The sequence below is a fragment of the Desulfovibrio fairfieldensis genome (assembly GCF_001553605.1).
GTDB lineage: Bacteria > Desulfobacterota > Desulfovibrionia > Desulfovibrionales > Desulfovibrionaceae > Desulfovibrio > Desulfovibrio fairfieldensis.
The window spans coordinates 3,356,576-3,379,757 of sequence record NZ_CP014229.1; the positions used below are offsets into that span (position 1 = coordinate 3,356,576).

Sequence of the window (23,182 nt, forward strand, 5' to 3'; positions counted from 1 at the left end):
GGTCGTGCCGCGAAACTCAGAGAGCTTGGCCCAGATAGCGGGCTGCTGTAAAGAGCAAAATGCCCGCCAGCAGATATTTCAGGGCCGTGGCCGGGATGTGTTTCTGACAGCGCGCGCCCAGATACATGCCCGCCATGCCGCCCAGGCCCAGCAGGAGGCCCAGCCGCCAGTCCGGGGCCACAGCCAGGCCGGGATGGAGCGGGGCCAGCAGGCTGTAAAAGCCGACTCCGGCCACGGAGGTCAGAAAGGTGGCGAAAAGCGAGGCCCCGGCCACGGCGTGAACCGGCAGACCGAAAAAGGAGACCAGAAAGGGCGCCATGATGGCCCCGCCGCCGATGCCGTATACGCCGCCCACCAGGCCCACGATCAGGCTGAGCAGCACAATGCCCCGGCAGGAAATGCGGTATTCCTGGTCCTGAAAGCTAAAAGCCAGTATACGGGTGTTCCAGAACAGGACCTGGCAACTGCCCCCGGTCGTCAGCCGCGCCGCCGGGCTTGCGGCCCGGCTCGTGCCGCCGGACGGATGCCGTCGTCGGGACAACAGGTCGCGCAGCATTTTCGCGGCCACGTACAGCAGCACCAGGCCTGCGAAGATTTTGAAGTGGCGGGGATCAGGCAGCAGATTGATGCGGATGAGCGCTCCGGCGAACACGCCGGGCAGGGTGCCCAGAGCCACCACCAGGGTCAGAGGCCAGAGCAGACGGCCTTCGCGCCAATAGCGCCAAACCCCGGCGGGGCAGGCCAGCACGTTGAAAAACTGGTTGGTGGCGCTGACGCTGGGGTTGACGTAGCCCAGCACGCTCATCTGGAACGGCAAAAGCAGAAACGCGCCGGAAACGCCGCCCATGGAGGTGAAAAAGGAAACACCCAGTGCCACGGCAAAAGGAACAAAGGGGGAGCATTCAATACCGGCGGTGGGAAAATACATGGCCGCCTCCCGTGGGGTTGGGCGTGTGAATCCCGGCGTGGGCGTCATTGCTCCGGCTGGGCCGGCGGCAACGATCTGGTGTATCAGCTTATGGGCAAAATGTTGAGCCTGTCCGGACATGACTGGAAATATGGATATTGATAATCACGGTTTCCATAATAAGCGTGATTATAAAAAATGTCATCCCCTGCCCCTTGCTCCACCCCGCATTGCCTGCCGCTCCCGAACCGGCTATATTCGGCGCGCAAACCCGCGCTTTCGCGCGGGCGGCACCGTAACCAAGGAACACATATGCTGGCGATCCTGGACTACAAGGCGGGCAATCAGACGAGCGTCCGCCGTGCCCTGGAACATCTGGGCATTCCCTGCGCCGTCACGGCGGACCCGGCCCTGCTGGAAAGCGCGCGGGGCATCATTTTTCCCGGCGTGGGCGCTGCCGGGCAGGCCATGCGGGCCCTGAACGAGGCCGGGCTGGACGCGGCCCTGCGCCGTGCCGTGGCCGTGGGCCAGCCTCTGCTGGGCGTCTGCCTGGGCTGCCAGATCCTGCTGGAGCGCAGCGAGGAAAACGACATGCCCACCCTGGGCCTGGTGCCCGGCGTCTGCCGTCGTTTCGAGGACAATCTCCGGCAGGAGGACGGCAGTCCCGCGCCCGTGCCGCACATGGGCTGGAACAGCCTGCGCGCGGCAACGCCCTGCCGCCTGCTGGCGGGCGTGGAGCCCACGGCGGAATTCTATTTCGTGCACGGCTATTATGTGGAGCCGGACCCCGCCCTTGTCATCGCCACCACGGTTTACGGCCGGGAGTTCTGCTCCCTGTATGGCCGCGACGGGCTCTGGGCCGCGCAGTTCCATCCGGAAAAAAGCGGGCGGCCCGGCCTGGCCCTGCTGCGCAATTTTTACGAATACTGCCGGGAGGCGCGCCATGCTCAGTAAACGGGTGATTCCCTGCCTGGACGTGCGCAACGGGCGGCTGACCAAGGGCGTGAAGTTCGCGGGCAACCAGGACATCGGCGACCCGGTGGAAAGCGCCCGGCGCTATTATGAGGAAGGGGCCGACGAAATCGTTTTTTACGACATCACGGCCTCGGCCGAGGCGCGCGGCATCTTTCTGGATGTGGTGGAGCGGGTGGCCGAGCAGATCTTTATCCCCTTCAGCGTGGGCGGCGGCATCGCCACCGTGGCGGACATGCGCGCCGTGCTCCTGGCCGGGGCGGAAAAGGTTTCGGTCAACTCCGCGGCGGTGAAGAATCCCCGCATCATCAGCGAGGGCGCGGAGGCCTTCGGCTCCCAGGCCATTGTGGTGGGCATGGACGTGCTGGCCGTGCCCGTGAGCGAGGCCATCCCTTCGGGCTATGAGATCGTGATCCACGGCGGCCGCGCCCGCATGGGCCTGGACGCCCTGGCCTGGGCCCGGCGCTGTCAGGATCTGGGCGCGGGCGAGCTCTGCGTCAATTCCATCGATGCCGACGGCACCAAGGACGGTTACGAGCTCAAGCTGACCCGCGCCATTGTGGACGCCGTGTCCATTCCGGTCATTGCCTCGGGCGGCGCGGGCGAACCCCGGCATATGTACGAAGCCGTGAGCGAGGGCGGCGCGTCGGCGGCCCTGATCGCCTCCATCGTGCATTACGGGGAGTACAGCATCCGCCGGTGCAAGGAAGATATGGCCGCCCGGGGAGCGAAGGTGCGGCTGACGTGGTAGCCGGGGGCCCAAACTTGCCCGAAGACCTGCCCATAGTCCTGCCCGAAGCCTTTGCCGCGGCCCTGCGCGGTCTGCCGCCGCTGGCCGTGGCCTTTTCCGGCGGCCTGGACAGCCGCTTTCTCTGCCATGCGGCCCGGCTCTGCGGTTGCGACGTGCTGGCTTTGCACGCGCGCGGGCCGCACATTCCGCCGGAAGAGAGCGCGCAGGCCGCGCAATGGGCGCGGGAGAATTCCCTGCCCTTGCTTCTGGTGGATTTTGACCCCCTGGCGCTGCCGGAGGTGGCGGCCAACAGCCGGGAGCGCTGCTACGGCTGTAAAAAGGGACTTATCACGACCCTGCGCATGGCTTTGCGGGAAACGGAGGGCGAGCGGGACGAAAGCCGTCGCCTGCTCTGCGACGGCAGCAATGCCGACGATCTGCGCGCCTTTCGGCCCGGACTGCGGGCTCTGGCCGAAGCCGGGGTGCGTTCGCCGCTGGCCGAAGCCGGGCTGTCCAAGGAAACCATCCGCGCCCTGGCCGCGTCCACGGGGCTGGACAGGCCGGAGCAGAAGGCCCGCCCCTGCCTGCTGACCCGTCTGGCCTACGGCCTTTCCCCGGATGCCGGAACGCTGGCGCGGCTGGCGCGGGCCGAATCAGCCCTGGCGCAATTGTCAGCGCCTGGGCACGCGCCGGGTGGTACGCCGGACAGTGCGCCGGTTTGGGGAGATTTTCGTCTGCGCCTTACGCCCGCCCCCCTGCTCCAGGTCACGCGCCTGCCCGGCAATGCGGGGCCTTTGGCCGAAGCTGTTTTGTCCGAGCACGGTTTCGCCCCCTGCGAGATACGCCTGACGGACAAGGTCAGCGGTTTTTTTGACGGGTCATGTGCGGCCTGTGACAGCGGAATCGGGCCGGGGCTGGACTTTGCAATTGAAAAGGTCTATGAATAACCGCTTAATCATATGGGTTCATTTGGAGGAACTATCATGGCACATAAGAAAATCGAACGGAAAAAAGAGCTGGATCGTCGCCGTCAACGTCGCGCCGAGCGCCTGAAGCTGCGCGCGCGCGAAGCCAAGGCCGCGGCCAAGGCCTAGGGCAAAGCAGCCTTTCAAAGCCACTTTGTTCCGGCGGCTGCGGAATGTCGTCTTTTCACGGGGCGAATGTCGCGGGGGATGCGCCTTATAACGGGTTCATGTCCTTTCGGTCAGCGGTTTTCCGCAGTGCCAACAACCGGTATGCCGCCCGATCTGCGCCGTCCGCGCTCCCCTCGCGGGGCGCGTGCATTCGGCGTGGATTTTTCTGCTTATTCCGGCGGATCCCGTGCTGACAGGATCCTCGCCCCTTGACGGGCGGCGGAAAAGCAGTATCTGCTGTGGCGGTAAGCCGCAAGGCGGCGCGGCGGCGATCGCCCCGCGGACCTTCGCGCCCGGTCCGAAGGGGCGCGTCACTCCAACACAGCGGTTGTTCCGTTACAATGGAACAGGCCGTCATCGGCGTCATCATGCCTATTTACGAATATCAATGTCCCAAGTGTCAGCGCGTGTTTGAGGAGTGGGTCAAGGCGTCGGACGCGCATGGGCAGGAGCCCTGTCCCGACTGCGGCACGCCTTCGCCCCGGATTATTTCGCAGACGTCCTTTGTGCTCAAGGGCGGCGGTTGGTATGTGAGCGACTACGGTTACCGCAAGGGCATTTCTGAGGACGGCGGCGCTCCGGCGGGTTCCGCTTCCGACGCGTCCGCCGGAGAGGCCAAGCCCGCCGAGGCGGCCAAAACCGACAAGGCCGAGGCTGCGCCCGCAACCGCGGAAAAGAGCGCCCCGGCGGAAAAAGCCGTCGCCAAAGCCGCGCCTCCGTCCAAGGCCGCCAAGCCCAAGGGCGGCGCGGCGGCTTCATAGCCCGGAACCTGGCGGCTAATTTGAAATGTTAGACACACAAAATCCGTAGGGTGTCGCGGTGGCATGGCCGCCGTGAGTCAGTGAAAATTGAGAGCATGCCAATGCTCGAAATTTTTGCGGTCAGACCCCAGGACGGTTGTGACGGCAACCGCGCTTTGTGCGGCTTTTTCGGGAAAATTCGCGGCGCGAAGCGTCGGGGCATTTCAAGCGCTGAATGCCCAGGCGGCGCGCGGCAAGCTTAAGCGCAAGATTTCTAAAGGGGAAGCCATGATCGAACGCTACACCCGGCCGGAAATGGGTCGGATCTGGACCCTGGAAAACCGCTATCGGGCATGGCTCGCGGTGGAAGTGGCCGTGTGCGAGGCCTGGGCCGAGCTGGGACGCGTCCCGGCGGAAGCCGTGAAGACGATCCGCGACAAGGCGGACATCGACGTGGAGCGCATCCTGACCATTGAGGAAACCACACGCCACGACGTCATCGCCTTTCTGACTTCCCTGGAGGAAAAAGTGGGGCCCGAGGCCCGCTTCATCCATCTGGGCTGCACCTCATCCGATATCGTGGACACGGCCAACGCCCTGTTGCTGGTCCAGGCCGGGGAGCTGATTCTCAAAGATCTGCGCGCCTTGCTGGAAACTCTGGAAGACCTGGCCCGCCGCCACAAGGGCGTGCTCTGCATGGGCCGCACCCACGGCATCCACGCCGAGCCCACCAGCTTCGGCCTGAAAATGGCCGGTTTTTACGCGGAATTCGCGCGCCACCTCAAACGGGTGGAAGCGGGCCTGGAAAGCGTGCGCGTGGGCAAAATCTCCGGCGCGGTGGGCACGTATGCCTTCCTTTCGCCGGAGCTGGAGCAGAAGGCCCTCAGCCGTCTGGGTCTCAAGGTGGACCCGCACTCCACCCAGATCATCCAGCGCGACCGCTACGCCCATTTTTTCACTTCCCTGGCGATCATGGCCGGGGGCGTGGAGCGGCTCTGCGTGGAGCTGCGCCACCTCCAGCGCACCGAAGTGCTGGAAGTGGAAGAAGGTTTCGCCAAGGGCCAGAAGGGCTCTTCGGCCATGCCGCACAAAAAGAATCCCATTTCCGCCGAAAACATGAGCGGCCTTTCGCGCCTGCTGCGCTCCAACGCCCTGGCGGCCCTGGAAAACCAGGCCCTCTGGCATGAGCGCGACATCAGCCATTCCTCGGTGGAACGGGTGATCATGCCCGATTCCACCATTCTGGCCGATTACGTGCTGACCCGCCTGGCCCGTCTGCTGTCCGGCCTGGTTGTCAAGCCCGAGCGCATGTGCGAAAATATGGAGCGTTCCTTCGGCTTGTATTTCTCGCAGCGGGTGCTCACGGCCCTGATCGCCGCCGGACTGCCCCGCCAGCAGGCCTATGAGGCCGTGCAGCGTCTTGCCATGCAGAGCTGGGAAACCCGCCGTCCCTTCCCGGACCTGGTGCGGGAGAACGCGGACATGCGCGCCCGCCTGGGCGAAGCCGCCCTGGCGGAGTTGTTCGACCCGGCCTATTATCTGCAACACGAGGACGCCGTCTTCACGCGCGTCTTCAGCGCCGATGCGGCGGAAAACTGAGCCGGGAGCAACGCCATGCTGGAACTCAAGCGCCGTCTGGCCCGCCTGCTGGTGGAAAAATCCTACCGCGAGGGGGATTTTGTGCTGGCTTCGGGCCGCAGGAGCGATTACTATTTTGACTGCCGGGTCACGGCCCTGCACGCCGAAGGGGCCTGGCTCATCGGCACGCTGTTCAACGACATGCTCAAGGGCCTGGACATCAAGGGCGTGGGCGGCATGACCATGGGCGCGGACCCGCTGGTTTCCGCCACCACGGTTATTTCGCATGAGCAGGGGCGGCCGCTGCACGGGCTGCTGGTGCGCAAGGAGGCCAAGGGCCACGGCACCGGACAGTTTGTGGAAGGGCTGGGCAATTTCAGCGCCGGCGATTCCGTCGCCATGCTGGAGGATGTGGTCACCACTGGCGGTTCGCTGCTCAAGGCCTGTGACCGGGTGCGCGCGGCCGATTTGTCCATTGCCGCCGTCTGCGCCATCCTGGACAGAGAGGAGGGGGGACGTGAAAAGCTGCAAGAGGCGGGCTACGACCTGCTGGCGCTTTTCACACGCAAGGAGCTGGTCGATCTGGCCCGCTGAGGCCGGAGCCGGGCTTCCCTGCCGCGCCGCTGTTGCGGCGTCTCTTCGCGCGTCCATGTCCAGGTTGCTGGTGGGGCTGGCGCTGTCCTTGGCCCTCGCCGTCGTAACGGTTGCTCCGGCCTGTGCCGACAACTGGCAGGCCAACCTGTATAATGAAGGCCTGCCTTCTCATCTGGTGGCGGTGGACAAAAATCGACGCGCCTTCCTTTTTTTCGAGAAAAAAAGCCCTCTCAAACTCAAATATTCCTTCCCCTGCGTCACGGGCCAGCTGGCGGGCGACAAACAGGAACTCAATGACCTGCGCACGCCCGAGGGCATCTATTTTGTGGAATACAAAATCGCCAGCGGCCTGGACTTCAAGGAATACGGGGGCATCGCCTATACCCTCAACTATCCCAACCCCGTGGACCGGCTGCGCGGCAAGACCGGGCACGGCATCTGGATTCACAGCAAGGGCTTCGGCCTGGTGCCCACGCGCGGCTGCGTGGCTATCGGCCTGAAAGAAATCGATACGGTGGGTCCGCAGCTCACGCCCGGCACGGCCGTGGTGCTGGCCGAGCAACTGGACGAAAGCAAGGTTCCCCAGCCGGACAACGGCACGGCGCGCGAGCTGCGCCGCCTGATGCAGGCCTGGAGCAACGCCTGGGCCGCGCGTTCGCGCAAGATGTTCGACTATTACGACCCCGAATCCTACTCCAAAGCCACCGAGAACTTCTCGGCTTTCCGTCAGAACAAGGAACGCCTGTTCAAGATGCTCGGCTTCGTCAAGATCTATAATCGTGAGATCCATGCCCTGGAAGGGCCGGGCTACTGGGTGACCTGGGCCGAGCAGTTCTACGCCGCTTCCAATCTCTCCACCGAAGGCGTGCGCCGTTTGTACTGGCAGCGCGGCAAGGACAAAAAATTCCGTATCGTGGGCATGGAATGGACCCCGCGCGATGTGGGCATGCGCGCCGATTTCCAGAAAGGCCGCCTGGTGGCCGCGAGCGTGCCCGTGGCCACGGATGCTTCTTCCGAAGCGCCCCTGCCGCCGCGCCTGGACATGCCCGAAGCCCCGGACGAAAAAACCGCGCCCGCCGCGCCTCCGGCGGCCGTGGCCGAAAAACTGCTGGCCGTCAGCGAACCCCTGGTTCCCCGCCGCGCTCCCGCGCCGCCGCCCGCTGAAATCAACTGGGGCGCCAAGCCGGGCATGGATGCCGCCCAGGGAGAATCCCCCGCCGCCGCGCCCGCTCCGGTTCCCACTGCCCCTGTAATTCCCGCTGCTCCCGAGACCGCGGCTGCCCCCGCAGCGCCGGCGTCATCCGCGCCCGTTACGCCCGAAGCCCCGGCCCCTGCCGCGCAGCCGGTGGCTCCGGCCCTGAACCCGGAGACGCGCGCCGCGCTGGAAAAGGCCGTGCAAGCCTGGAACAAGGCCTTTGCCGCGCGTTCCGCCGACATCGCCGCCCTGTATGATCAACAGCAGTATAATCGTGTGCCCGGCGTGCCGCGCGGGCATTCCTACAACAGCGTGCAGCGCGAGTTGGAGCGTCAGTTCCGCGCCCCCTGGCTGAGCCTGATCAGCCGCGCGCCTGTTCTTGAGATTCAGGGTCCGTTGGCCGTAAGCCGCAGCGAACAACTTGTGGTCGGGCCCACCGGCACGGAGCAGGGCGTGCGCACCTTCTGGTGGCGCAGGGAGGCGGACGGGAGCTTCCGTATTGTGGGGTCGGAATTCAAGCCCGCCGAACTGGGCTTGGCCGCCAACTATCTGGAGGACGTCAGCGCCGCTGTCAGCGCGGATCTGGAATCCTGGCGCAAGGCCTGGGAGGGGGGCCGCCTGGATGACTACATGGGTTTTTACGCCGCCGACGCCGTGCAGCAGGGCCGTTGGGGGGCCAAGAACATCCGTCGCCAGAAGGAAACTCTCTGGGCGCGGGTCAAGCCCACCTTGGTGCAACTTTCCGGCCTTCGCCTGGCCATGGACAAGCACGGCATCCGTGCGGACATGAGCCAAACGTATGCGGACAGCGCGGGCCACACCGACCGGGGCACCAAGACCTTGTTGTTGCGTTTTGACGGTAAAAACTGGCGCATCCAGCGCGAGGATTGGGCCCCCCAGGCTCCGGCTGCCCCGGCCCCGGCCGGACAGAGCGCCGCGGCATCCCGCCGGAGTGCGCAGAGGACTCTGCCTTGAGATATCGGGAGCGGCTCTGCATCATCTTTATGCGTGACAACGGCCCCCGGCACAGCTTTCGCGTGCGCCGGGGCCGTTTTTTCCTGATGCTGGCCTTTTTCGCCTGCCTGCCGCTGGTTTGCGGCGTGCTGGGCTGGCAGACCTGGCGGCTCTGGCAGGAAAACAGGGCCCTGCGCGAAAACGTGCTGCGTTTTGAAAGTGACTATCAGACGGCCCAGGCCACAGCCGAGCGGCTGGAAAATCTGGAGGAACTGCTGCGCGAGGAAGGCGTGCAGGGCCGGGAGCTGGTCTTGCGCAAACTGGCCAGCGCCGAGCAGGCTGAAACGCCGCCCCAGGCCTCCGGCGCGGAGGCCGCTTCGGCTCCCGAAGGCGCTCCGGCCATGAGTGAGGGGCCGGGCCATGAGGAATTTCCGGCCATCGACACGGGCTACGTGAAGGTGGGCAATGTACAGGCCCGCGCCCTGCGCGGCGGCAAGCTGCGCATTGCCCTGGATCTGCGTAATGCCGACGCTCAGAGACTGGCTTCCGGCACGGTGCTGGCGACCCTGGTGACGGCGGACGGCCAGAAGCACACGCTTTCTTTTGACCCGGACGACGTGGGCAATTTCCGCATCAGCCGTTTCAAACGCACGGTCATGGTGGCCCGCCTGCCCGAACGCCTGAGCCTGGTCAACGCCCAGATCATCCTGGAGGTCAAAAGCCAGGATCAGGCCGTGGCTTACCGCAATATTTTCGCCGTGGAGCATTAGGAGCAGTTTTTAAATTGTCCTTTCGCCCTCTCTCTGTGGCAGGCCACATTCTGACAGGCCTTTCCGGAAACCCGCCTGTTGCATTGTAGTCCGGGGCAGGACATTTTACTGTCATACTCTTCGGATTCCGCCGAAAGACAAAATCCCTCTTTGTTGCGGCTGCCTTTGGGCCGCGCCGTATTCCGCAACTTCCCCCCGTCCCGCTTCTTTTATGCACGCTGTGAAACTTTTTTGCGTGCATGCCTTGTGGTATGACAACCCGCTTGCTCTGCTGCCGGGCGCCATTGATCGAACACTCAATAGTAAAAAGCGCTTGCCTCTTTTCTTTTTTCCGGTGTACCATCGTACTATTCCATAAAACGTGTGAGGGGGCGTTCTCTGCGGGAACGATGCCGGTCCACGGGCCGGCGCTGGAATTGTGAACATGCGGAGGTGGCGATGGAAGCATTGTATGGTTTTTTGCAAGAGGTCAGCAATGTGGTCTGGGGCCCGATCATGCTGGTCCTGCTGGTGGGCACGGGCCTGTACCTGACTGTCAGCCTGCGGTTTTTCTCTTTCCGGAACTGGGTCAGGGCTTACAAATGCTTGTGGGAAGGCCGCAAGCATCAGTCCGAACATGGTGAAGTTTCACCCTGGAACGCCCTGATGACCGCCTTGGCGGCGGACATCGGCACCGGCAATATCGTGGGCGTGGCCACGGCCATCACGCTCGGCGGGCCGGGCGCGCTGTTCTGGATGTGGGTGACCGCCCTGGTGGGCATGATGACCAAATTTTCGGAAGTGCTGCTCTCCGTGCACTTCCGTGAAAAGACCCCGGCCGGCAACTGGGTGGGCGGGGCCATGTACTTCATCAAGAACGGCCTGGGCAAGAACTATATCTGGCTGGCCACGTCCTTTGCCGTGTTCGGCATGATAGCCTGCTTCGGCATCGGGGCCATGGTCCAGGCCAACTCCATCAGCGTGAATCTGGCCAAGACCGTGCACGTGCCGGAATGGGGCACGGCGCTGGGCCTGCTTTTCTTCGCGGGTATCGTGCTCGTCGGCGGCGTCAAGCGCGTGGGCGCGGTGGCCGGCAAGCTGGTGCCCTTCATGGCCGTGATTTATATCGTCATGTGCCTGGTCATCATCTTCATGAACATCGATCGCGTGCCCTTTGTTTTCTGGTGGGTGATTTCCGACGCCTTCACGCCCACGGCGGCCCAGGGCGGCTTTGTGGGCGCTTCGGTGATGATGGCTATCCGTATGGGCATGGCCCGCGGCGTTTTCTCCAATGAAGCCGGCCTCGGTTCCGCGCCCATGGCCCACGCCGCATCCACGGCCGAGTCCCCCCTGGTGCAGGCCTCCATCGGCATGCTGGACGTGTTCATTGACACCATCATCGTGTGCAGCATGACCGGCTTCGTGATCCTGGTGTCCCTGGACCCCGTCGGCCAGCCCCTCTGGAGTTCCGGAATGGGCGGCGGGGTGTTGACCGCGGCGGCCTTCCAGTACAATCTGCCCGGCTTCGGCGAATACGGCGTGACCTTCTGTCTTACGCTTTTCGCCTTTACCACCGCCCTGGGCTGGTGCGTCTACGGCGAACGTTGCGTCATTTACCTCTTCGGCGACAGGGCTCAGAAGCCTTTCCGCGTCATCTATGTCTGCGCCGTGGCTTTGGGCGCCGTTCTGGCCCTGGACCTGGTCTGGCTGCTGGCCGACATCGGCAACGCCCTGATGGCCTTCCCCAACATTATCGGCATCATCCTGCTCAGCCCCGTGCTGTTCAAGATCGTGCGCGAGGAAGTCAAGAAGGACCCGCGTTTCGTCCTGTAGCCTCAACCTGCGATAATGTGCGGTCCGGCGGCCTCCCGGCCGCCGAACTGCACGGACAGTGCGCCTGGACATCCCTTGATGTCCGGGCGCACTCGTTTTTTCCGGATACAAAAAATAACCTTCTTTTATTGAGAAAAAATAGTATTTTTACGAAAATTGCACATGGATTTTTCATAAATAGTTGTCTACTGTCACAGGAATACGAAAGATTTTATTCAGTAATTTTTACCGTCCCGTTTGCAATGATCTGCAAAAAACCACATTTCACCGGCACGGGCAGCGGGCTTTTTTCCAGAAGCCTCTGGCTGGTGTTCGGGGCGTTCGTCTGCATCAGCCTCGGCAGTACGCTTTACGCCGGGTATCTTTTTATCAAGACCACGGCCGAGAACTCCACCATGGCTCTGGCCGAGAACCTCACATCCCGGCTTGAGGCGACCTACAATCTGCTTGAAGGCATGAGCAACCAGCCCCTGATCCAGGATACCGGCATTTCCGTCCTGGACCGCGCCATGAGCATGAAAACCTACGCCGATGCCTTCAAGTTCTGGATGATCGGCGTGGTGGACCCGGACGGCACCATTTCCAGCACATTGCGGCCCAAAATCGCCAAACTGAAGCGTGACTATATCCCCCGGATCATGCGCACCGGCAAACGGGAACTCAGCGATCCCTTTCCCGCCGGGGCCACGGGCGACATGAATTTCACCCAGTTCATGCCGATCAAGAAAGACGGCAAGGTCATCAGCATCTGTTTCGTCACCACACCGCTGGCACATATGAGCCAGTTGCCGCCGTTCCGCGCCCGCTATGAAAACGGCTATTATCTTCTGGTCGACAGCCGTCGTTCAATCATCGCCCATCCGGATGCCAACAAGCTGATGATGGATATAAAAAATCTGGTGGATCAGGAAACCTTTCTGATCGGCGGCAGCCGTCAGCGGTTTCTTGATGATATCGCGAACCGGCGCAGCGGCAGCTTTATCTGTTTTTTCGAGGGACGGCTGACTTTCACCTTTTTCACCACTGTGGCCGACAGCAAGTGGACGCTCATCCACCGCGTGCCGATGCTGCCCACCATGTACCCCATGCTGTGGAGCTTCGGCGTTCAGACGTTGCTCTACGCCCTGTTCTTTGTGTTGCTTCTGCGCAACGGCCGCAAATCCTTCGCGCCGGTCGACAATATCGTCCGTCATGTGATAGATCTGAACAAGAGCATCCGCGATTCCGAGCCGTTATCCATGGAAAACGCCGGCGACCTCATCAAGATTTCGCGTCGTGGCCTGTTTGATATGCTCACCGGCTTGCCCACGCGCCATCTTTTCCATCAGCAGATCAACGAACTTCTTGAAGAGGCTCCGGATCGGCTCCATGGTGTTTTCTTTCTCGATATGGACAGGCTGAAACCCATCAACGACAATCTGGGCCATGAGGCCGGGGACAAGGCGTTACGCGACTTCGCGGACAGTCTTGCGTCGTTTGCGGAAGAACATCACGGCCTGGCTTGCCGCTACGGCGGCGACGAATTTGTGCTCTTCGTGCCGCTGCAAAGCGCCTCCGATATTCCGGAGCTTGCCGAAAAGCTGCTCCAAAACCAGCGGGGCAGCGTCAAGGGGCGCGGCAAGAATTATGTCTACGGCACGAGTATCGGCATATGCCCGTATCCCTGCGGCGCATTCTCTTTTGACGAAGCCTTGCGTGCCGCGGATTTGGCCCTGTACAAAGCCAAGTCACAAGGCAGGGGTGGCTTCTCCGTCCACGAATGAGCGGCGCGGCAATGCCGTGGCCTGCTCCCGGGTTTTTGTCGCGCTGGCGTTGCCGTGCCCTGCGGCGGGCGCGCCCGCTGTTCCTGTTTCCGTCTCCGGCGAGAGGGGAGGACGTTTTTTGTGTGTTCATTGAATAAACAAACAATTTGTGACGCGGCCAATCGCGCGGCTTTTGTTTCGCGTGGCGCGGCTCGTGAAAAATGGAGCAGCATGAATTTGTGTAACATGCCTTCCCAAAAGGGAAAAACCTTGCTATAAAGCTCAAAGAATTCTCACCACAATATGGTTTCACTGTTGCGTCGCAATGGGCAAGAGCGGGTTCGCTTTGAAGTTGCAGCCAACTTCAAGCCGGGCCGCCTTCAGCCGCCAACCGCAGTGCGGCAGCGGCTGAACGGGTCCACGCTGCTCCGGGCCGGCGGCGGAAGATTGTCGCGGTTTTTGGAGCGGAGCGGCCGGACGGCCGCAAGGCCGCTCCACGCGGGTCGGTACGCGGTTCCCGCCGCGCAACTGTTCTTACTGAAGGGGTGCAGCGTTGCAAAAGCGTTATCTTCCCATAGCGTTGTTGACAGCCGTTCTGGCGGCGGTGGCCGTGGTGGGCTATGTACTGCCCGAGCCGCACGAAGCCGTGCCCCAGCGCGTCCTGCTGGACAACGCCGGCGGACCGGTGGTTTTTCAGCATGCGGACCATGCCTTTCAGCAGAAAATCCCCTGTCAGAAGTGCCACCATGAAAGTCCGGTCAAACGGGAAAACGTACAGCGTTGCGAATCCTGTCACGGCGCGTCGTTCGACGCGGCCTTCAGAAAGAATCACGTGGCGGCCTTCAACGACAACGCTTCCTGCGCCACCTGTCACCACTATGAGCTCGGGGCCAAGAAGTGGGGGCACAAGAAGCATCAGGAAGAATACGGGGTGGACTGCCGCGAATGCCACCACAAGAATACCGACATCGAGCCTGAGCCGCAGAACTGCGCGGACTGCCATGACTCCGGCGCGCCCACGGGACAGAAGGCCGAAAAGGGCACGCCGCCCGATCTGGCCGACGCCGTGCACGCCCGTTGCGTGACCTGCCACGAGGAAATGTTCGCCGCCAAGGCCAAGGGCTGCGCCCAGTGCCACAGCCAGACGGCCGTGCGCGACATCCTGCCCAGGCAGGGCCTGGTCAAGCTCAATCCCATGTTCACCAATTGCGCCGTCTGCCACGGTCTGCCCGCGGAAAAGCTCATCCCCGGCCGCATGGACGCCTATCACAAGCTGTGCATGGGCTGCCACGAAAAGCTGAAGAAGGGCCCCTACGGCAAGCAACAGTGCGCGCAGTGCCATACCAGCAAGTGAGGCGGGGATGAAAGAGTTATTCCAGATGTTGAACGACCCTCGTTTCCATCTGCTGTATGGGGTGACGCAGCGTTTCAGTACCGGGCCAGAGCCGCGCCTGGTGCGCCTGAACCGCGAGGGTTTCAAGCTGGTGGAAGGGGTGACCAAGAAAACCCTGGTCCATCCGCGCATGCGCCTGGCCGTGCATCCCTCGCCGCTCAAGGGCGACGCCTTTTCGCCCATTTTCGGCCGCATTTGCGAAATAAACGAGCGCAGCATCTTTGTGGAGGCCGTGGAGCCCAACGAGGAACAGCGCCTGGCCGCCGAAGCCGTGGAAAGGGACAAGCTGGATCTGCTTTCCCTGCCGGAGCGCGGCGCGGAACTGGGCCTGGTTCTCAAGAGCCTGGGTCTGAACACCCGTTCCCTGGGCCAGGACTGCAAGACCCTGATCATCAACGGCCTGAATCCGGACCCGGGCGTGACCTGGGCCGAGCCCATGCTGCTCACCCACCTGGACAATCTCAAGGCCGGCCTGGAAGTGCTGCGCCGCCTTTCCCCGGCGGAAAAAATTCTGCTGGCCGTGCCCAAGGAAATGCGCCTGCACCACCATGATATCGAGGTGGCTCCTGTGCCGTCCCAGTATCCGGCCAGCATCAATGCCCTGGTGATCAAGGCCGTCACCGGCAAGGAAAATCCCGAGGGCGTGGGCATCGTGGGCCTGCACAATGTCTGGAGCCTGGGCCGGGTGGCCCGCACCGGCCTGCCGCTCATTGAAACCGTGGTGACCATCGGCAGCTTCGAGCACTCGGGCAATTACATCGTCAAAGAGGGCAGCACCATCGGCGAGCTGCTGGAGTTCGCCAACATTGAGCTGAAAAACGGCGACACCCTGGTGCGCGGCGGCCCGTTGCGCGGCGAAAGCCTGGACAAACTGGACCGCAGCGTGACCAAGGGCTCCACCGGCGTCTTTGTGGTGGAGGCGGGCACCATTCCGCCCATGGAGGGGCACAGCCCCTGCATCAACTGCGGCGCCTGCACGCTGATCTGCCCGGCCCGGCTGAGTCCCGGCTTTCTCAGCCGTTACGCCGAATTCGCCCTGCACGAGCGCAACCGCGCCGAACGTATCGAATGCTGCCTGGAGTGCGGGCTGTGCGGTTATGTCTGCATTGCCCGGCGGCCCGTGCTGCAATACATCCGCCTGTCCAAGCATAAACTGGCCCAGGCCGACACCGCGGCCAAACTTCAGGAATTACGGCCCCTGACGCCGCCCTTCAGCGACGGGGCCGCCGCCAAACAGGGAGGTGAATGATGTCCGCAGCCGCCACGCCCGTGCTTCTGGCCATGAGCGCCCCGCCTTACTGGCACTGCGGGCGCACCATCCGCCAGACCAGCCTGTATATGCTGGCGGGCCTCGCCCCGGCGATCATCATGTCCATATGGAACTGGGGCCTGCCCGCGGCGCGGGTCATGGCCCTGTGCGTGGCCACCGCCGTGCTCACCGAGGCGCTCTGCCAGAAAGCCATGGGCCGCGAACTCTCGGTGGACGACTTCACGGCGGTCAATTCCGGCTTGCTGCTGGCCTTTCTGCTGCCCGCCGCCGCGCCCTGGTGGCTGGTCATGCTGGGCGCGTTCATCGCCGTGACCCTGGGCAAAATGGCCTTCGGCGGCCTGGGCGCCAATCCGGTAAACACGCCGCTGGTGGGCTGGGCCGTTCTGTTCGTGTCCTTTCCCCTGCTCATGGATCCCAACGCCATGCAGCTCGCCACGGATTTCGCGGACCCGCTGATCCGGCTCAAATATTTCGGCCCCGCGGCGGCGGAGTCCATTCCCTTCACGGATCTGCTGCTGGGCAAACAGATCGGCGGCCTGGGCGCGACCCAGGTAGGCGCGCTGTTCTTGGGCGGTTCCTTCCTGGCCGCGCGCGGCATCATCCGCTGGCAGATTTCCCTGGGCTTCTTTCTCGGCGTGGTCGGGCTGGCGGCCCTCTATAATATGCTGGACCCGGCCGTGGACGCCTCGCCCTTTTTCCATCTCTGCACCGGCTCGGTGATGCTGGGCGGCTTCTTTCTGGCCACGGAGACGGCCAATGCGCCCTCCAGGCCGCTGCCCATGTTCATTTACGGCCTGATGGGCGGCACGCTGACCATCATCATCCGTAAATACGGCATCTATGCGGACGGCACGCCCTTTGCCATTTTGCTGGTCAATCTGCTGACCCCCTTCCTGGATCTGATCCGTCCCAAACCTTTTGGAGCGCGTTAGTCATGATCGGCATGTTGCGAATGGTGGTGGTGCTTTCGGTGCTGTGCGGGCTGTCGGGCTTTGCGCTGTCCTATCTCAAGATGGTCACGGCTCCGCGCATTGAGGAACAGGTGCTGACCTACGTGCAGGGCCCGGCTCTGGCGCGGGTTTTCACCCACACCCAGAATTCACCCATTGCGGACCGCCGCAAATTCCCGCTGGACCACGGCTCGATCACGGTGTTCCCGGCCCTGCGCGACGGCAAGCTGGTGGGCGTGGCCCTGGAAGAGCAGGGCAAGGGCTACGGCGGCGAGATCGGCGTCATGGTGGGCTTTAATGTGGCCAGCGACACCCTGGCGGGCATCGGCATCACCACGCTCAAGGAAACGCCGGGTCTGGGCATGCGGGTGACGGAACAGGCTTTTTCCGGACAGTTCGCCGGGGCGCGCACCCCTGTGGCGCTCGCCTCCCAGGGGGGTTCCATTGATGGAGTGTCCGGGGCCACCATTTCCTCCGGCGGCGTGGTAACGGCCGTGAACAAGGCGGTCCAGGTCTACAGCCGGCTTAAACCGGAAATTCTCAAAGTCTGGTCCAAATAGAAGCGCATCGCGCCGATTTTGCCGCAAGGAGGCAGCCATGACCGTCATGCAGGAATTCACCAAGGGGCTCTGGAAAGAGTTGCCGCCTTTCCGCCTGGTGCTGGGGCTCTGTCCCACCCTGGCCGTGACCAATTCGGCGGACAACGGTCTGGGCATGGGCCTGGCGGTTATTTTCGTGCTGGTGCTCTCCAATATGTTGATTTCCATGGTGCGCAGCATCATTCCCAAGAAGGTGCGCATCGCCTGCTTCATCGTCATCGCGGCCTCGCTGGTGGTGGCCGTGGAACTGCTCATGCAGGCCTATGCCTATCCGCTCTACCAGCGCCTGGGCATCTTCGTGCCCCTTATCGTGGTCAACTGCATCATTCTGGGCAGGGCTGAAGCCTTTGCCGCCAAAAACGGCGTGGCCGCCTCTGTGGCCGACGGTCTGGGCATGGGCCTGGGCTTCACGCTTTCCCTGACATTTCTGGGGTCGTTGCGGGAAATTTGGGGCAACGGCACATGGTTCGGCCATGCCATCATGTGGGACGGCTTTGAACCTTTCCGGATCATGGTCAAGGCGCCGGGCGCGTTCATTTGCCTGGGGCTGATCCTGGCCGGAATGAATCTGATCAACTTCTGGCAGGCCCGGCGCAAGGGCCGTGAGCCCCGGCCCCTGACTGAAGGCTGCGGCGCCTGCCAGGCCTGCAATATGGCGGCTCGCGAAGGCTAGGGCCGCCTCAGGCCGTCTGCCGGAGCATCGCGGATTTTTGAAAGGAGCGGCGCATGGAAATTTTTGCGATCTTTATTTCCGCCATCTTCGTCAACAACATCGTGTTGGCGCAGTATCTGGGCAACTGTCCCTATCTGGGCTGCTCCAAGGAAAAGAGCGTGGCTCTGGGCATGGGCGGGGCCGTGATTTTCGTCATCATCGTGTCCACGTTCTGCACCTGGCTCATGCAGCGCTATGTGCTGGACCCCTATGACCTCGGCTACTTGCAGACCATTGTGTTCATTGTGGTCATCGCCGCCCTGGTGCAGTTCGTGGAAATGTTCCTGAAAAAAGCCGTGCCGCCGCTCTACGCGGCCCTGGGCATTTTTCTGCCGCTGATCACCACCAACTGCGCGGTTATGGGCGTGGCCATCCTGGTGCAGCGCGAAGGTTTCGGCCTGTTGGAATCCGTGATCTGGGGCGCTGCCTACAGTGTGGGCTTTACGCTGGCCCTGCTGCTCATGGCCGGTATTCGTGAGCGGCTGGACACCTGCCGTCTGCCCAAAGCCATGGCCGGAACGCCCATCGCCCTGGTCATGGCCGGGCTGATGTCGCTGGCGTTCATGGGCTTCAAGGGTATGGGCCATTGAGAAGAGGCGTCTTTTGCCCCCCCCGGGCGGCGTCAGGCGTCGCGTCGCGCGCCGGTCATGTATGTTTTGATACACTCCCGTCGCACAACGCTTGCCTTCCTTGCCGGGAAACAAAATCCGCCTCTTCTCCAGAGCTCCGGGCCGCTTGTTTTCCTTGCCGACGAACGAACGTGACGGCGCGTCCATAGAGAGCGTTGCAGGTAGAAAGAAAAGGCTTATCTGATAGTTAGAGAGTCGGCGCATGAAATGCGTCAACCGGCCTGCAAGGATTTGTCTGCAAATCCTTGCCACGGAATGCGAGTAGAAGAGCATTTCAAGTGTTAAATGCTCTAGAAGTTATTTGCGTTGTTGTTACGTTAGCCGAGGTTGCCGTTATGGTCTTTGTATCCATTATGACCCTGTTCGCCCTGGGACTCGCGGCCTCGATCATCCTGGCCGTGGCTTCGCGTGTCTTTTACGTCAAAGAGGATCCCAGAGTGGAGGCCGTGGTGGAGGCCCTGCCCGGTGCCAATTGCGGCGGTTGCGGCTTTGCGGGTTGTGAGGGTTATGCCACGGCGGTGGTCAATGATCCTTCGGTGCCGGCGAACAAATGCTGCGCCGGCGGCGCGGCCACCAGCATCGCCGTGGGCGAACTCACGGGCAAGACCGTGGCCGAGGCCGAGCCCCTGTATGCCTTGCGGCGTTGCGACAAGCTGGCAGGCAAGGTGGCTCCGCGCTACCAGTATCAGGGCATGCCTTCCTGCGCCGCCGCGGCTCTGATGCGCGGGGGCACGGATGTCTGCGTCTATTCCTGCCTGGGATTCGGCGACTGCGTGCAGGTCTGCCCCTTCGGTGCCATGGAAGTGCGTGACGGCCTGGTACGCGTGGACCGGAGCAAGTGCACGGGCTGCGGCGTGTGCGTGGCCGCCTGCCCGCGCGGCATTCTGGAACTGACGCCCCAGCGGGGACGCGTGGCGGTCTACTGCAACACCAGGGACAAGCTGCGCGCGGTCATGGATGTCTGCGACGTGGGCTGCATCAAGTGCGGCAAGTGTATCAAGACCTGTCCGGCCAAGGCCGTGCGCCTGGAAGACAACCGCATTGTCATTGACCATCTTCTCTGTCTTTCTTACGGCCCCATCTGCGAAGAGGCCTGCGTGGGCACCTGCCCGCGCCATATTCTGCGTTCCACCCGGAATCCCCTTGTGCCCCGCGCCGTTGCGGACGCGGACGACAAGGCGGCAACGCCGCCCGCGCCCGAGGCCGCCGCTTCGGAGCAATCCCGGCCCCAACCCCAAGCCTGAGAGGGAGGCAGCATGCCGTCCATTTACAGTCGCCGTCATTTTCTGCGGGCCGCGCTGCTGAGCGGCGGGGCTCTCACCGCCGCCACCCTGACGCCCGCCTTGCTGCCGCTGGCCGCCAGGGCCGGTGGACTGTTGCCGGGCGGCGCGCCTGCGGAGCCGCTGCAGCAGACCAGCCTGTTCATGGGCACCATGGTCAGCATCAGCGTGGCCCAGGTCGAGCCGGGCCGGGCCGAAGAAGGCATGGCGCGCGCGTTTGCCCTGGGCCGCCGCATGGCGGACGTATTCACCCGTTTTGACGCCTCGTCGCCGGTGGGCGCGCTCAATGCCGACGGCGCGTTATCCGACACGCCGCCGGAGCTGAACGCGCTGTTGCAACGCGCCATGCGCGTGGGCCGCCTGACGGGCGGCGCCTTTGACGTGACCGTACTGCCTTTGTTGCGCCTGTTGGACGCCCACCGCAATCCCACAGGCAGCCTGCGCCTGGCCGAAGGCGAGTTGCGCGAAACCCTGGAACTGGTGGGCGCGGAACATCTGGAAGCGAGCGGCAAGGCTTTGCGCTTTATGCGTTCCGGCATGGGTCTGACCCTGGACGGCATTGCCAAGGGCCATATTGCCGAGGCCATGTCGCGTGAACTCGCGGCCGCCGGTTGCCCGGATCACTTGGTCAATGCCGGCGGCGACATGGTGGCGCGCGGCCGCAAAGCTCCGGACGCGCCTTGGCGCGTGGCCGTGGAAGACCCGCAAAAGCGGGGCAAGTATCCCCAGGTGGTGGAACTGCCCGCGGGCGGGGCCATTGCCACGTCCGGCGGCTATGAGGTTTTTTACGACGCCGCGCAAAGCCACAGCCATCTGGTCAGTCCGGCCACCGGCCAAAGCCCGGCCCTGGCCAGCGTGACCGTGACCGCGCCCGAGGGGCTCATGGCCGATGCCCTGGCCACGGCCCTGTCGGTCATGCCGCCGCGCGAAGCTCTGGCCCTGGCCGACGCCCTGCCCGGCTGCGCCTGCTGCCTGTTGCGCCGGGACGGGCTGGCGCGGGTATCCGGTCGCTGGCAGGGGCGGCCGGTCTAGGGCCTGTTGACACTATGCCTTTTTGCCCGCTCGCTACGTCAGATTTCACCTGCTTTTTCGGTCGAGTACCAAAAGAGTACACTCCCTCAAAACAGGCTTATCTTCCTTGCGGGCGAACAAAAATTCTATAGTGTCAACAGGCCCTAGGCCGCGCTGCGGGGCGCTTGCCCGACCTGTCCTTCCGAGTGTAAGAAAGGCGGGTGATGGACTGCTTTTTCTGCACCGTGCACGCGGCCTGGCCCTGGCTGCGCCAGACGGAAGACGGATCGGGCCGCATGGGGGACGTACGCTTTGTCCTGGAGGACAAGGACGGCTGTGCTCCCTGGCTGGTGGTCTTTGACGAGCCGCCCGCGGGCGCGGCGACCCGCGTTCCGCGCGAACGGCGTGTGCTCTTCGTCACCGAGCCGCCGGAAATCAAGCGTTATCCGCGTTCCTACCTGGGCCAGTTCGGCACGGTCATTTCCCCCTATGCCTTCCGGGGCGTGGAGCCCCGTGCCCTTCTTTTGGAAAATCCCTGCCTGAACTGGCACTACGGGGTTGCCACGGGCCACGGCGCGCCCGTATCTCCGGCCTTGCGCCGCCTCGACGACATCCAAAATCTGCCCATGCCGCCCAAGCCCAAAAAATGTTCGGTCATTTGCTCCACCAAAACGGCCACGGAAGCGCAACGGCGGCGCATCCGTTTCGTCCGGCGCCTGAAAGATATCCTGGGGGACGATCTGGATGTCTTTGGGCGGGGTTTCCGTCCCGTGTCCGACAAGGCCGAGGCCATTGCCCCGTATGCGTACCATCTGGTGCTGGAAAACAACTACATCGACAATTTTTGGACGGAAAAGCTGGCGGACGCCTGGATCGGCTGGGCGCTGCCCCTTTATCTGGGCGCTCCCAATCTGGCGGCGGCCTGCGGCCTGCCGGACGGTTTTGTGGCGCTTGACCCGGACGACGAGGAAGGCAATCTGGCCCGCATTGCGCAATGCCTGGGGCGCCCGCTTTGGGAAGAGCGGCGGGAGGCCCTTGCCTGCTGCCGAGCTTGGTGCCTGCAAGGCACCAATGTCTTTGCCAGGACGGCCGCGCTGATCCGCAATGCGCCGCCCGGCATCCAACGTCTGCCCATGCCCATGAGGCCCGAAAACCTGTACGGCACGGACCGGCAGGCTGTTGCCGCCTTGTACGGCCGGGCCCGGGCTTGAAGCCTTGCCTCAGCCTGAACGTCTCTGACACTATTTCTGGGAGAATTGCAGCGTGCCGCTGATCACTGTCGCCATGCCCGCCCACAACGCCGCCCCGTATATCGGGGAAGCGCTGGATTCCATTCTGGGCCAGACCTGCCGGGATTTCGAGCTGCTGGTGGTGGACGACGGTTCCACGGATGAGACCGCGCAACGCGTTGCGGACCGCGCGGACGCGCGCATCCGTCTGATTCGCCTGGGAACCAACCGGGGCCGGGCAGCTGCGCGCAATGTGGCCCTGGACAACGCGCGCGGCGTATATCTGGCCTGGATGGACGCCGACGACATTGCCGTGCCCCGGCGTCTGGAAAAGCAACTGGCCTTTCTGGAAAGCCATTCGGATGTGGCCGTCTGCGGCGGCTGGCTGCAATACTTTCACCAGTCCACGGCCTTGGAGCGTTTTCCCCGGACGTCGGAGGATATCCGCGCGGCCACGGTTTTCGGCACGTCCGTGGTCAACGGGTGCAGTCTGCTGCGCCTGGATGCGCCGCGCGCCCACGGTCTGCGCTATGATCCGGCCCTGGACCGCGCCGAGGATTTCGCCTTCTGGGGCGATCTGCTGCTGGGCGCGGGTCAGCGCGCCGCCAATCTGCCGGAAGTGCTGCTGCACTACCGCTATGTGCGCCGCCCCTTTGTACCGCGCTGGCATGTGCGGGCTCTGCTGGGGCACGTCTTTCCCCATCTGGGCCTGGAGGCCGACGTCGCTGAGGCCGCCCTGCACGCGGGCCTGGTCTACGCCCCGCTTAAAACGCATTGCGCCCGCGCGGGCGCGCGCCCGCTGCTGGCCTGGCTGGACAAGCTCTGGCGCGCCTGGGCCGCCTCCTTTGGGGATGACCCGGCCATGCGGCGTTACATTCTTTTTTTCGCGGCGAAAATCCTTTCCCTGGCTCCGGACAGGGAGGATGCGGCCGCTTTTTTCCGCAGCCTGGATATCGCCGGGCTGACAAAAGATTAGAGACAG

At 63.4% G+C, this 23,182-nt stretch carries 21 protein-coding genes; 20 read left to right on the forward strand and 1 reads right to left on the reverse strand.

Annotated features, from left to right (window positions below):
* Positions 1-16: 16 nt before the first annotated feature.
* Positions 17-928 carry a sulfite exporter TauE/SafE family protein gene (locus tag AXF13_RS14130; RefSeq protein WP_062254209.1) on the reverse strand — a complete coding sequence of 304 codons (912 nt, stop codon included), beginning with the start codon at positions 926-928 and terminating at the stop codon, positions 17-19.
* A gap of 291 nt (positions 929-1,219) precedes the next feature.
* Here AXF13_RS14130 and hisH point away from each other — a divergent pair, with 291 nt between their 5' ends.
* The 20 genes from hisH (at position 1,220) to AXF13_RS14230 (ending at position 23,176) form a co-directional block, all read left to right on the forward strand.
* On the forward strand, positions 1,220-1,861 hold the full coding sequence (gene hisH / locus AXF13_RS14135) for an imidazole glycerol phosphate synthase subunit HisH (RefSeq protein ID WP_062254211.1): 642 nt from the start codon (positions 1,220-1,222) through the stop codon (positions 1,859-1,861).
* Positions 1,851-2,630 carry an imidazole glycerol phosphate synthase subunit HisF gene (gene hisF, locus AXF13_RS14140; protein ID WP_008682777.1) on the forward strand — a complete coding sequence of 260 codons (780 nt, stop codon included), beginning with the start codon at positions 1,851-1,853 and terminating at the stop codon, positions 2,628-2,630. The genes hisH and hisF overlap by 11 nt, the downstream gene beginning before the upstream one ends.
* 14 nt (positions 2,631-2,644) lie before the next feature.
* On the forward strand, positions 2,645-3,556 hold the full coding sequence (gene larE, locus AXF13_RS14145) for an ATP-dependent sacrificial sulfur transferase LarE (protein ID WP_223299935.1): 912 nt from the start codon (positions 2,645-2,647) through the stop codon (positions 3,554-3,556).
* Between the two features lie 554 nt (positions 3,557-4,110).
* Positions 4,111-4,503 (forward strand): FmdB family zinc ribbon protein, encoded by a 393-nt coding sequence (locus tag AXF13_RS14150; protein ID WP_223299936.1) that lies wholly within the window; start codon positions 4,111-4,113, stop codon positions 4,501-4,503.
* Between the two features lie 267 nt (positions 4,504-4,770).
* On the forward strand, positions 4,771-6,081 hold the full coding sequence (gene purB, locus AXF13_RS14155; protein WP_062254215.1) for an adenylosuccinate lyase: 1,311 nt from the start codon (positions 4,771-4,773) through the stop codon (positions 6,079-6,081).
* 15 nt (positions 6,082-6,096) lie between these two features.
* Positions 6,097-6,654, forward strand: a complete 558-nt coding sequence (gene pyrE / locus AXF13_RS14160; RefSeq protein ID WP_062254217.1) for an orotate phosphoribosyltransferase — start codon at positions 6,097-6,099, stop codon at positions 6,652-6,654.
* A 55-nt stretch (positions 6,655-6,709) separates the two neighbouring features.
* Entirely contained in the window at positions 6,710-8,824 is a 2,115-nt protein-coding gene (locus tag AXF13_RS14165; RefSeq protein WP_062254219.1) for a L,D-transpeptidase Cds6 family protein, read from the forward strand.
* Positions 8,821-9,573 carry a hypothetical protein gene (locus tag AXF13_RS14170; protein WP_062254220.1) on the forward strand — a complete coding sequence of 251 codons (753 nt, stop codon included), beginning with the start codon at positions 8,821-8,823 and terminating at the stop codon, positions 9,571-9,573. The genes AXF13_RS14165 and AXF13_RS14170 overlap by 4 nt, the downstream gene beginning before the upstream one ends.
* Positions 9,574-10,011: 438 nt before the next feature.
* The gene (locus AXF13_RS14175) at positions 10,012-11,385 is read left to right on the forward strand and encodes an alanine/glycine:cation symporter family protein (RefSeq protein WP_062254223.1); all 1,374 of its coding nucleotides are present in this window, start codon (positions 10,012-10,014) and stop codon (positions 11,383-11,385) included.
* A gap of 242 nt (positions 11,386-11,627) precedes the next feature.
* Positions 11,628-13,148: a sensor domain-containing diguanylate cyclase gene (locus AXF13_RS16265; RefSeq protein ID WP_083522121.1), complete on the forward strand. Its 1,521-nt coding sequence runs from the start codon at positions 11,628-11,630 to the stop codon at positions 13,146-13,148.
* A gap of 532 nt (positions 13,149-13,680) precedes the next feature.
* Positions 13,681-14,481: a cytochrome c3 family protein gene (locus AXF13_RS14185; protein ID WP_062254225.1), complete on the forward strand. Its 801-nt coding sequence runs from the start codon at positions 13,681-13,683 to the stop codon at positions 14,479-14,481.
* 7 nt (positions 14,482-14,488) lie between these two features.
* Complete coding sequence (locus AXF13_RS14190) at positions 14,489-15,769, forward strand: electron transporter RnfC (protein WP_062254227.1); 1,281 nt, start codon at positions 14,489-14,491, stop codon at positions 15,767-15,769.
* A complete protein-coding gene (locus AXF13_RS14195; protein ID WP_062254229.1) occupies positions 15,766-16,722 on the forward strand; it encodes an RnfABCDGE type electron transport complex subunit D in 957 nt (318 codons plus the stop codon). Before AXF13_RS14190 ends, AXF13_RS14195 begins: the two co-directional genes overlap by 4 nt.
* 2 nt (positions 16,723-16,724) lie before the next feature.
* Positions 16,725-17,300, forward strand: coding sequence for an RnfABCDGE type electron transport complex subunit G (rnfG, locus tag AXF13_RS14200; RefSeq protein ID WP_062254230.1), 576 nt, complete (start codon positions 16,725-16,727; stop codon positions 17,298-17,300).
* A gap of 37 nt (positions 17,301-17,337) precedes the next feature.
* Positions 17,338-18,012: an electron transport complex subunit RsxE gene (gene rsxE / locus AXF13_RS14205; RefSeq protein WP_008682744.1), complete on the forward strand. Its 675-nt coding sequence runs from the start codon at positions 17,338-17,340 to the stop codon at positions 18,010-18,012.
* Between the two features lie 53 nt (positions 18,013-18,065).
* Positions 18,066-18,641: an electron transport complex protein RnfA gene (locus AXF13_RS14210; RefSeq protein ID WP_008682742.1), complete on the forward strand. Its 576-nt coding sequence runs from the start codon at positions 18,066-18,068 to the stop codon at positions 18,639-18,641.
* 374 nt (positions 18,642-19,015) lie between these two features.
* On the forward strand, positions 19,016-19,924 hold the full coding sequence (gene rnfB / locus AXF13_RS14215; protein ID WP_062254232.1) for an RnfABCDGE type electron transport complex subunit B: 909 nt from the start codon (positions 19,016-19,018) through the stop codon (positions 19,922-19,924).
* Positions 19,925-19,936: 12 nt separating this feature from the next.
* Positions 19,937-20,992, forward strand: coding sequence for an FAD:protein FMN transferase (locus tag AXF13_RS14220; RefSeq protein WP_062254234.1), 1,056 nt, complete (start codon positions 19,937-19,939; stop codon positions 20,990-20,992).
* 203 nt (positions 20,993-21,195) lie between these two features.
* The gene (locus AXF13_RS14225) at positions 21,196-22,182 is read left to right on the forward strand and encodes a glycosyltransferase family 10 domain-containing protein (protein ID WP_062254236.1); all 987 of its coding nucleotides are present in this window, start codon (positions 21,196-21,198) and stop codon (positions 22,180-22,182) included.
* 52 nt (positions 22,183-22,234) lie between these two features.
* The gene (locus tag AXF13_RS14230; protein WP_062254238.1) at positions 22,235-23,176 is read left to right on the forward strand and encodes a glycosyltransferase family 2 protein; all 942 of its coding nucleotides are present in this window, start codon (positions 22,235-22,237) and stop codon (positions 23,174-23,176) included.
* The last annotated feature ends 6 nt before the right edge of the window (positions 23,177-23,182 follow it).

What these genes read in the sequence shown, in the direction of transcription:
- AXF13_RS14130 (WP_062254209.1), bottom strand. Translation starts at nt 928, where the DNA reads ATGTATTTTCCCACCGCCGGTATTGAATGCTCCCCCTTTGTTCCTTTT.
- pyrE (WP_062254217.1), top strand. Translation starts at nt 6,097, where the DNA reads ATGCTGGAACTCAAGCGCCGTCTGGCCCGCCTGCTGGTGGAAAAATCC.
- AXF13_RS14175 (WP_062254223.1), top strand. Translation starts at nt 10,012, where the DNA reads ATGGAAGCATTGTATGGTTTTTTGCAAGAGGTCAGCAATGTGGTCTGG.
- hisH (WP_062254211.1), top strand. Translation starts at nt 1,220, where the DNA reads ATGCTGGCGATCCTGGACTACAAGGCGGGCAATCAGACGAGCGTCCGC.
- AXF13_RS14225 (WP_062254236.1), top strand. Translation starts at nt 21,196, where the DNA reads ATGGACTGCTTTTTCTGCACCGTGCACGCGGCCTGGCCCTGGCTGCGC.
- AXF13_RS14165 (WP_062254219.1), top strand. Translation starts at nt 6,710, where the DNA reads ATGTCCAGGTTGCTGGTGGGGCTGGCGCTGTCCTTGGCCCTCGCCGTC.
- purB (WP_062254215.1), top strand. Translation starts at nt 4,771, where the DNA reads ATGATCGAACGCTACACCCGGCCGGAAATGGGTCGGATCTGGACCCTG.
- rnfB (WP_062254232.1), top strand. Translation starts at nt 19,016, where the DNA reads ATGGTCTTTGTATCCATTATGACCCTGTTCGCCCTGGGACTCGCGGCC.
- AXF13_RS14150 (WP_223299936.1), top strand. Translation starts at nt 4,111, where the DNA reads ATGCCTATTTACGAATATCAATGTCCCAAGTGTCAGCGCGTGTTTGAG.
- AXF13_RS14210 (WP_008682742.1), top strand. Translation starts at nt 18,066, where the DNA reads ATGGAAATTTTTGCGATCTTTATTTCCGCCATCTTCGTCAACAACATC.
- rsxE (WP_008682744.1), top strand. Translation starts at nt 17,338, where the DNA reads ATGACCGTCATGCAGGAATTCACCAAGGGGCTCTGGAAAGAGTTGCCG.
- hisF (WP_008682777.1), top strand. Translation starts at nt 1,851, where the DNA reads ATGCTCAGTAAACGGGTGATTCCCTGCCTGGACGTGCGCAACGGGCGG.
- AXF13_RS16265 (WP_083522121.1), top strand. Translation starts at nt 11,628, where the DNA reads ATGATCTGCAAAAAACCACATTTCACCGGCACGGGCAGCGGGCTTTTT.
- AXF13_RS14195 (WP_062254229.1), top strand. Translation starts at nt 15,766, where the DNA reads ATGATGTCCGCAGCCGCCACGCCCGTGCTTCTGGCCATGAGCGCCCCG.
- AXF13_RS14190 (WP_062254227.1), top strand. Translation starts at nt 14,489, where the DNA reads ATGAAAGAGTTATTCCAGATGTTGAACGACCCTCGTTTCCATCTGCTG.
- rnfG (WP_062254230.1), top strand. Translation starts at nt 16,725, where the DNA reads ATGATCGGCATGTTGCGAATGGTGGTGGTGCTTTCGGTGCTGTGCGGG.
- AXF13_RS14220 (WP_062254234.1), top strand. Translation starts at nt 19,937, where the DNA reads ATGCCGTCCATTTACAGTCGCCGTCATTTTCTGCGGGCCGCGCTGCTG.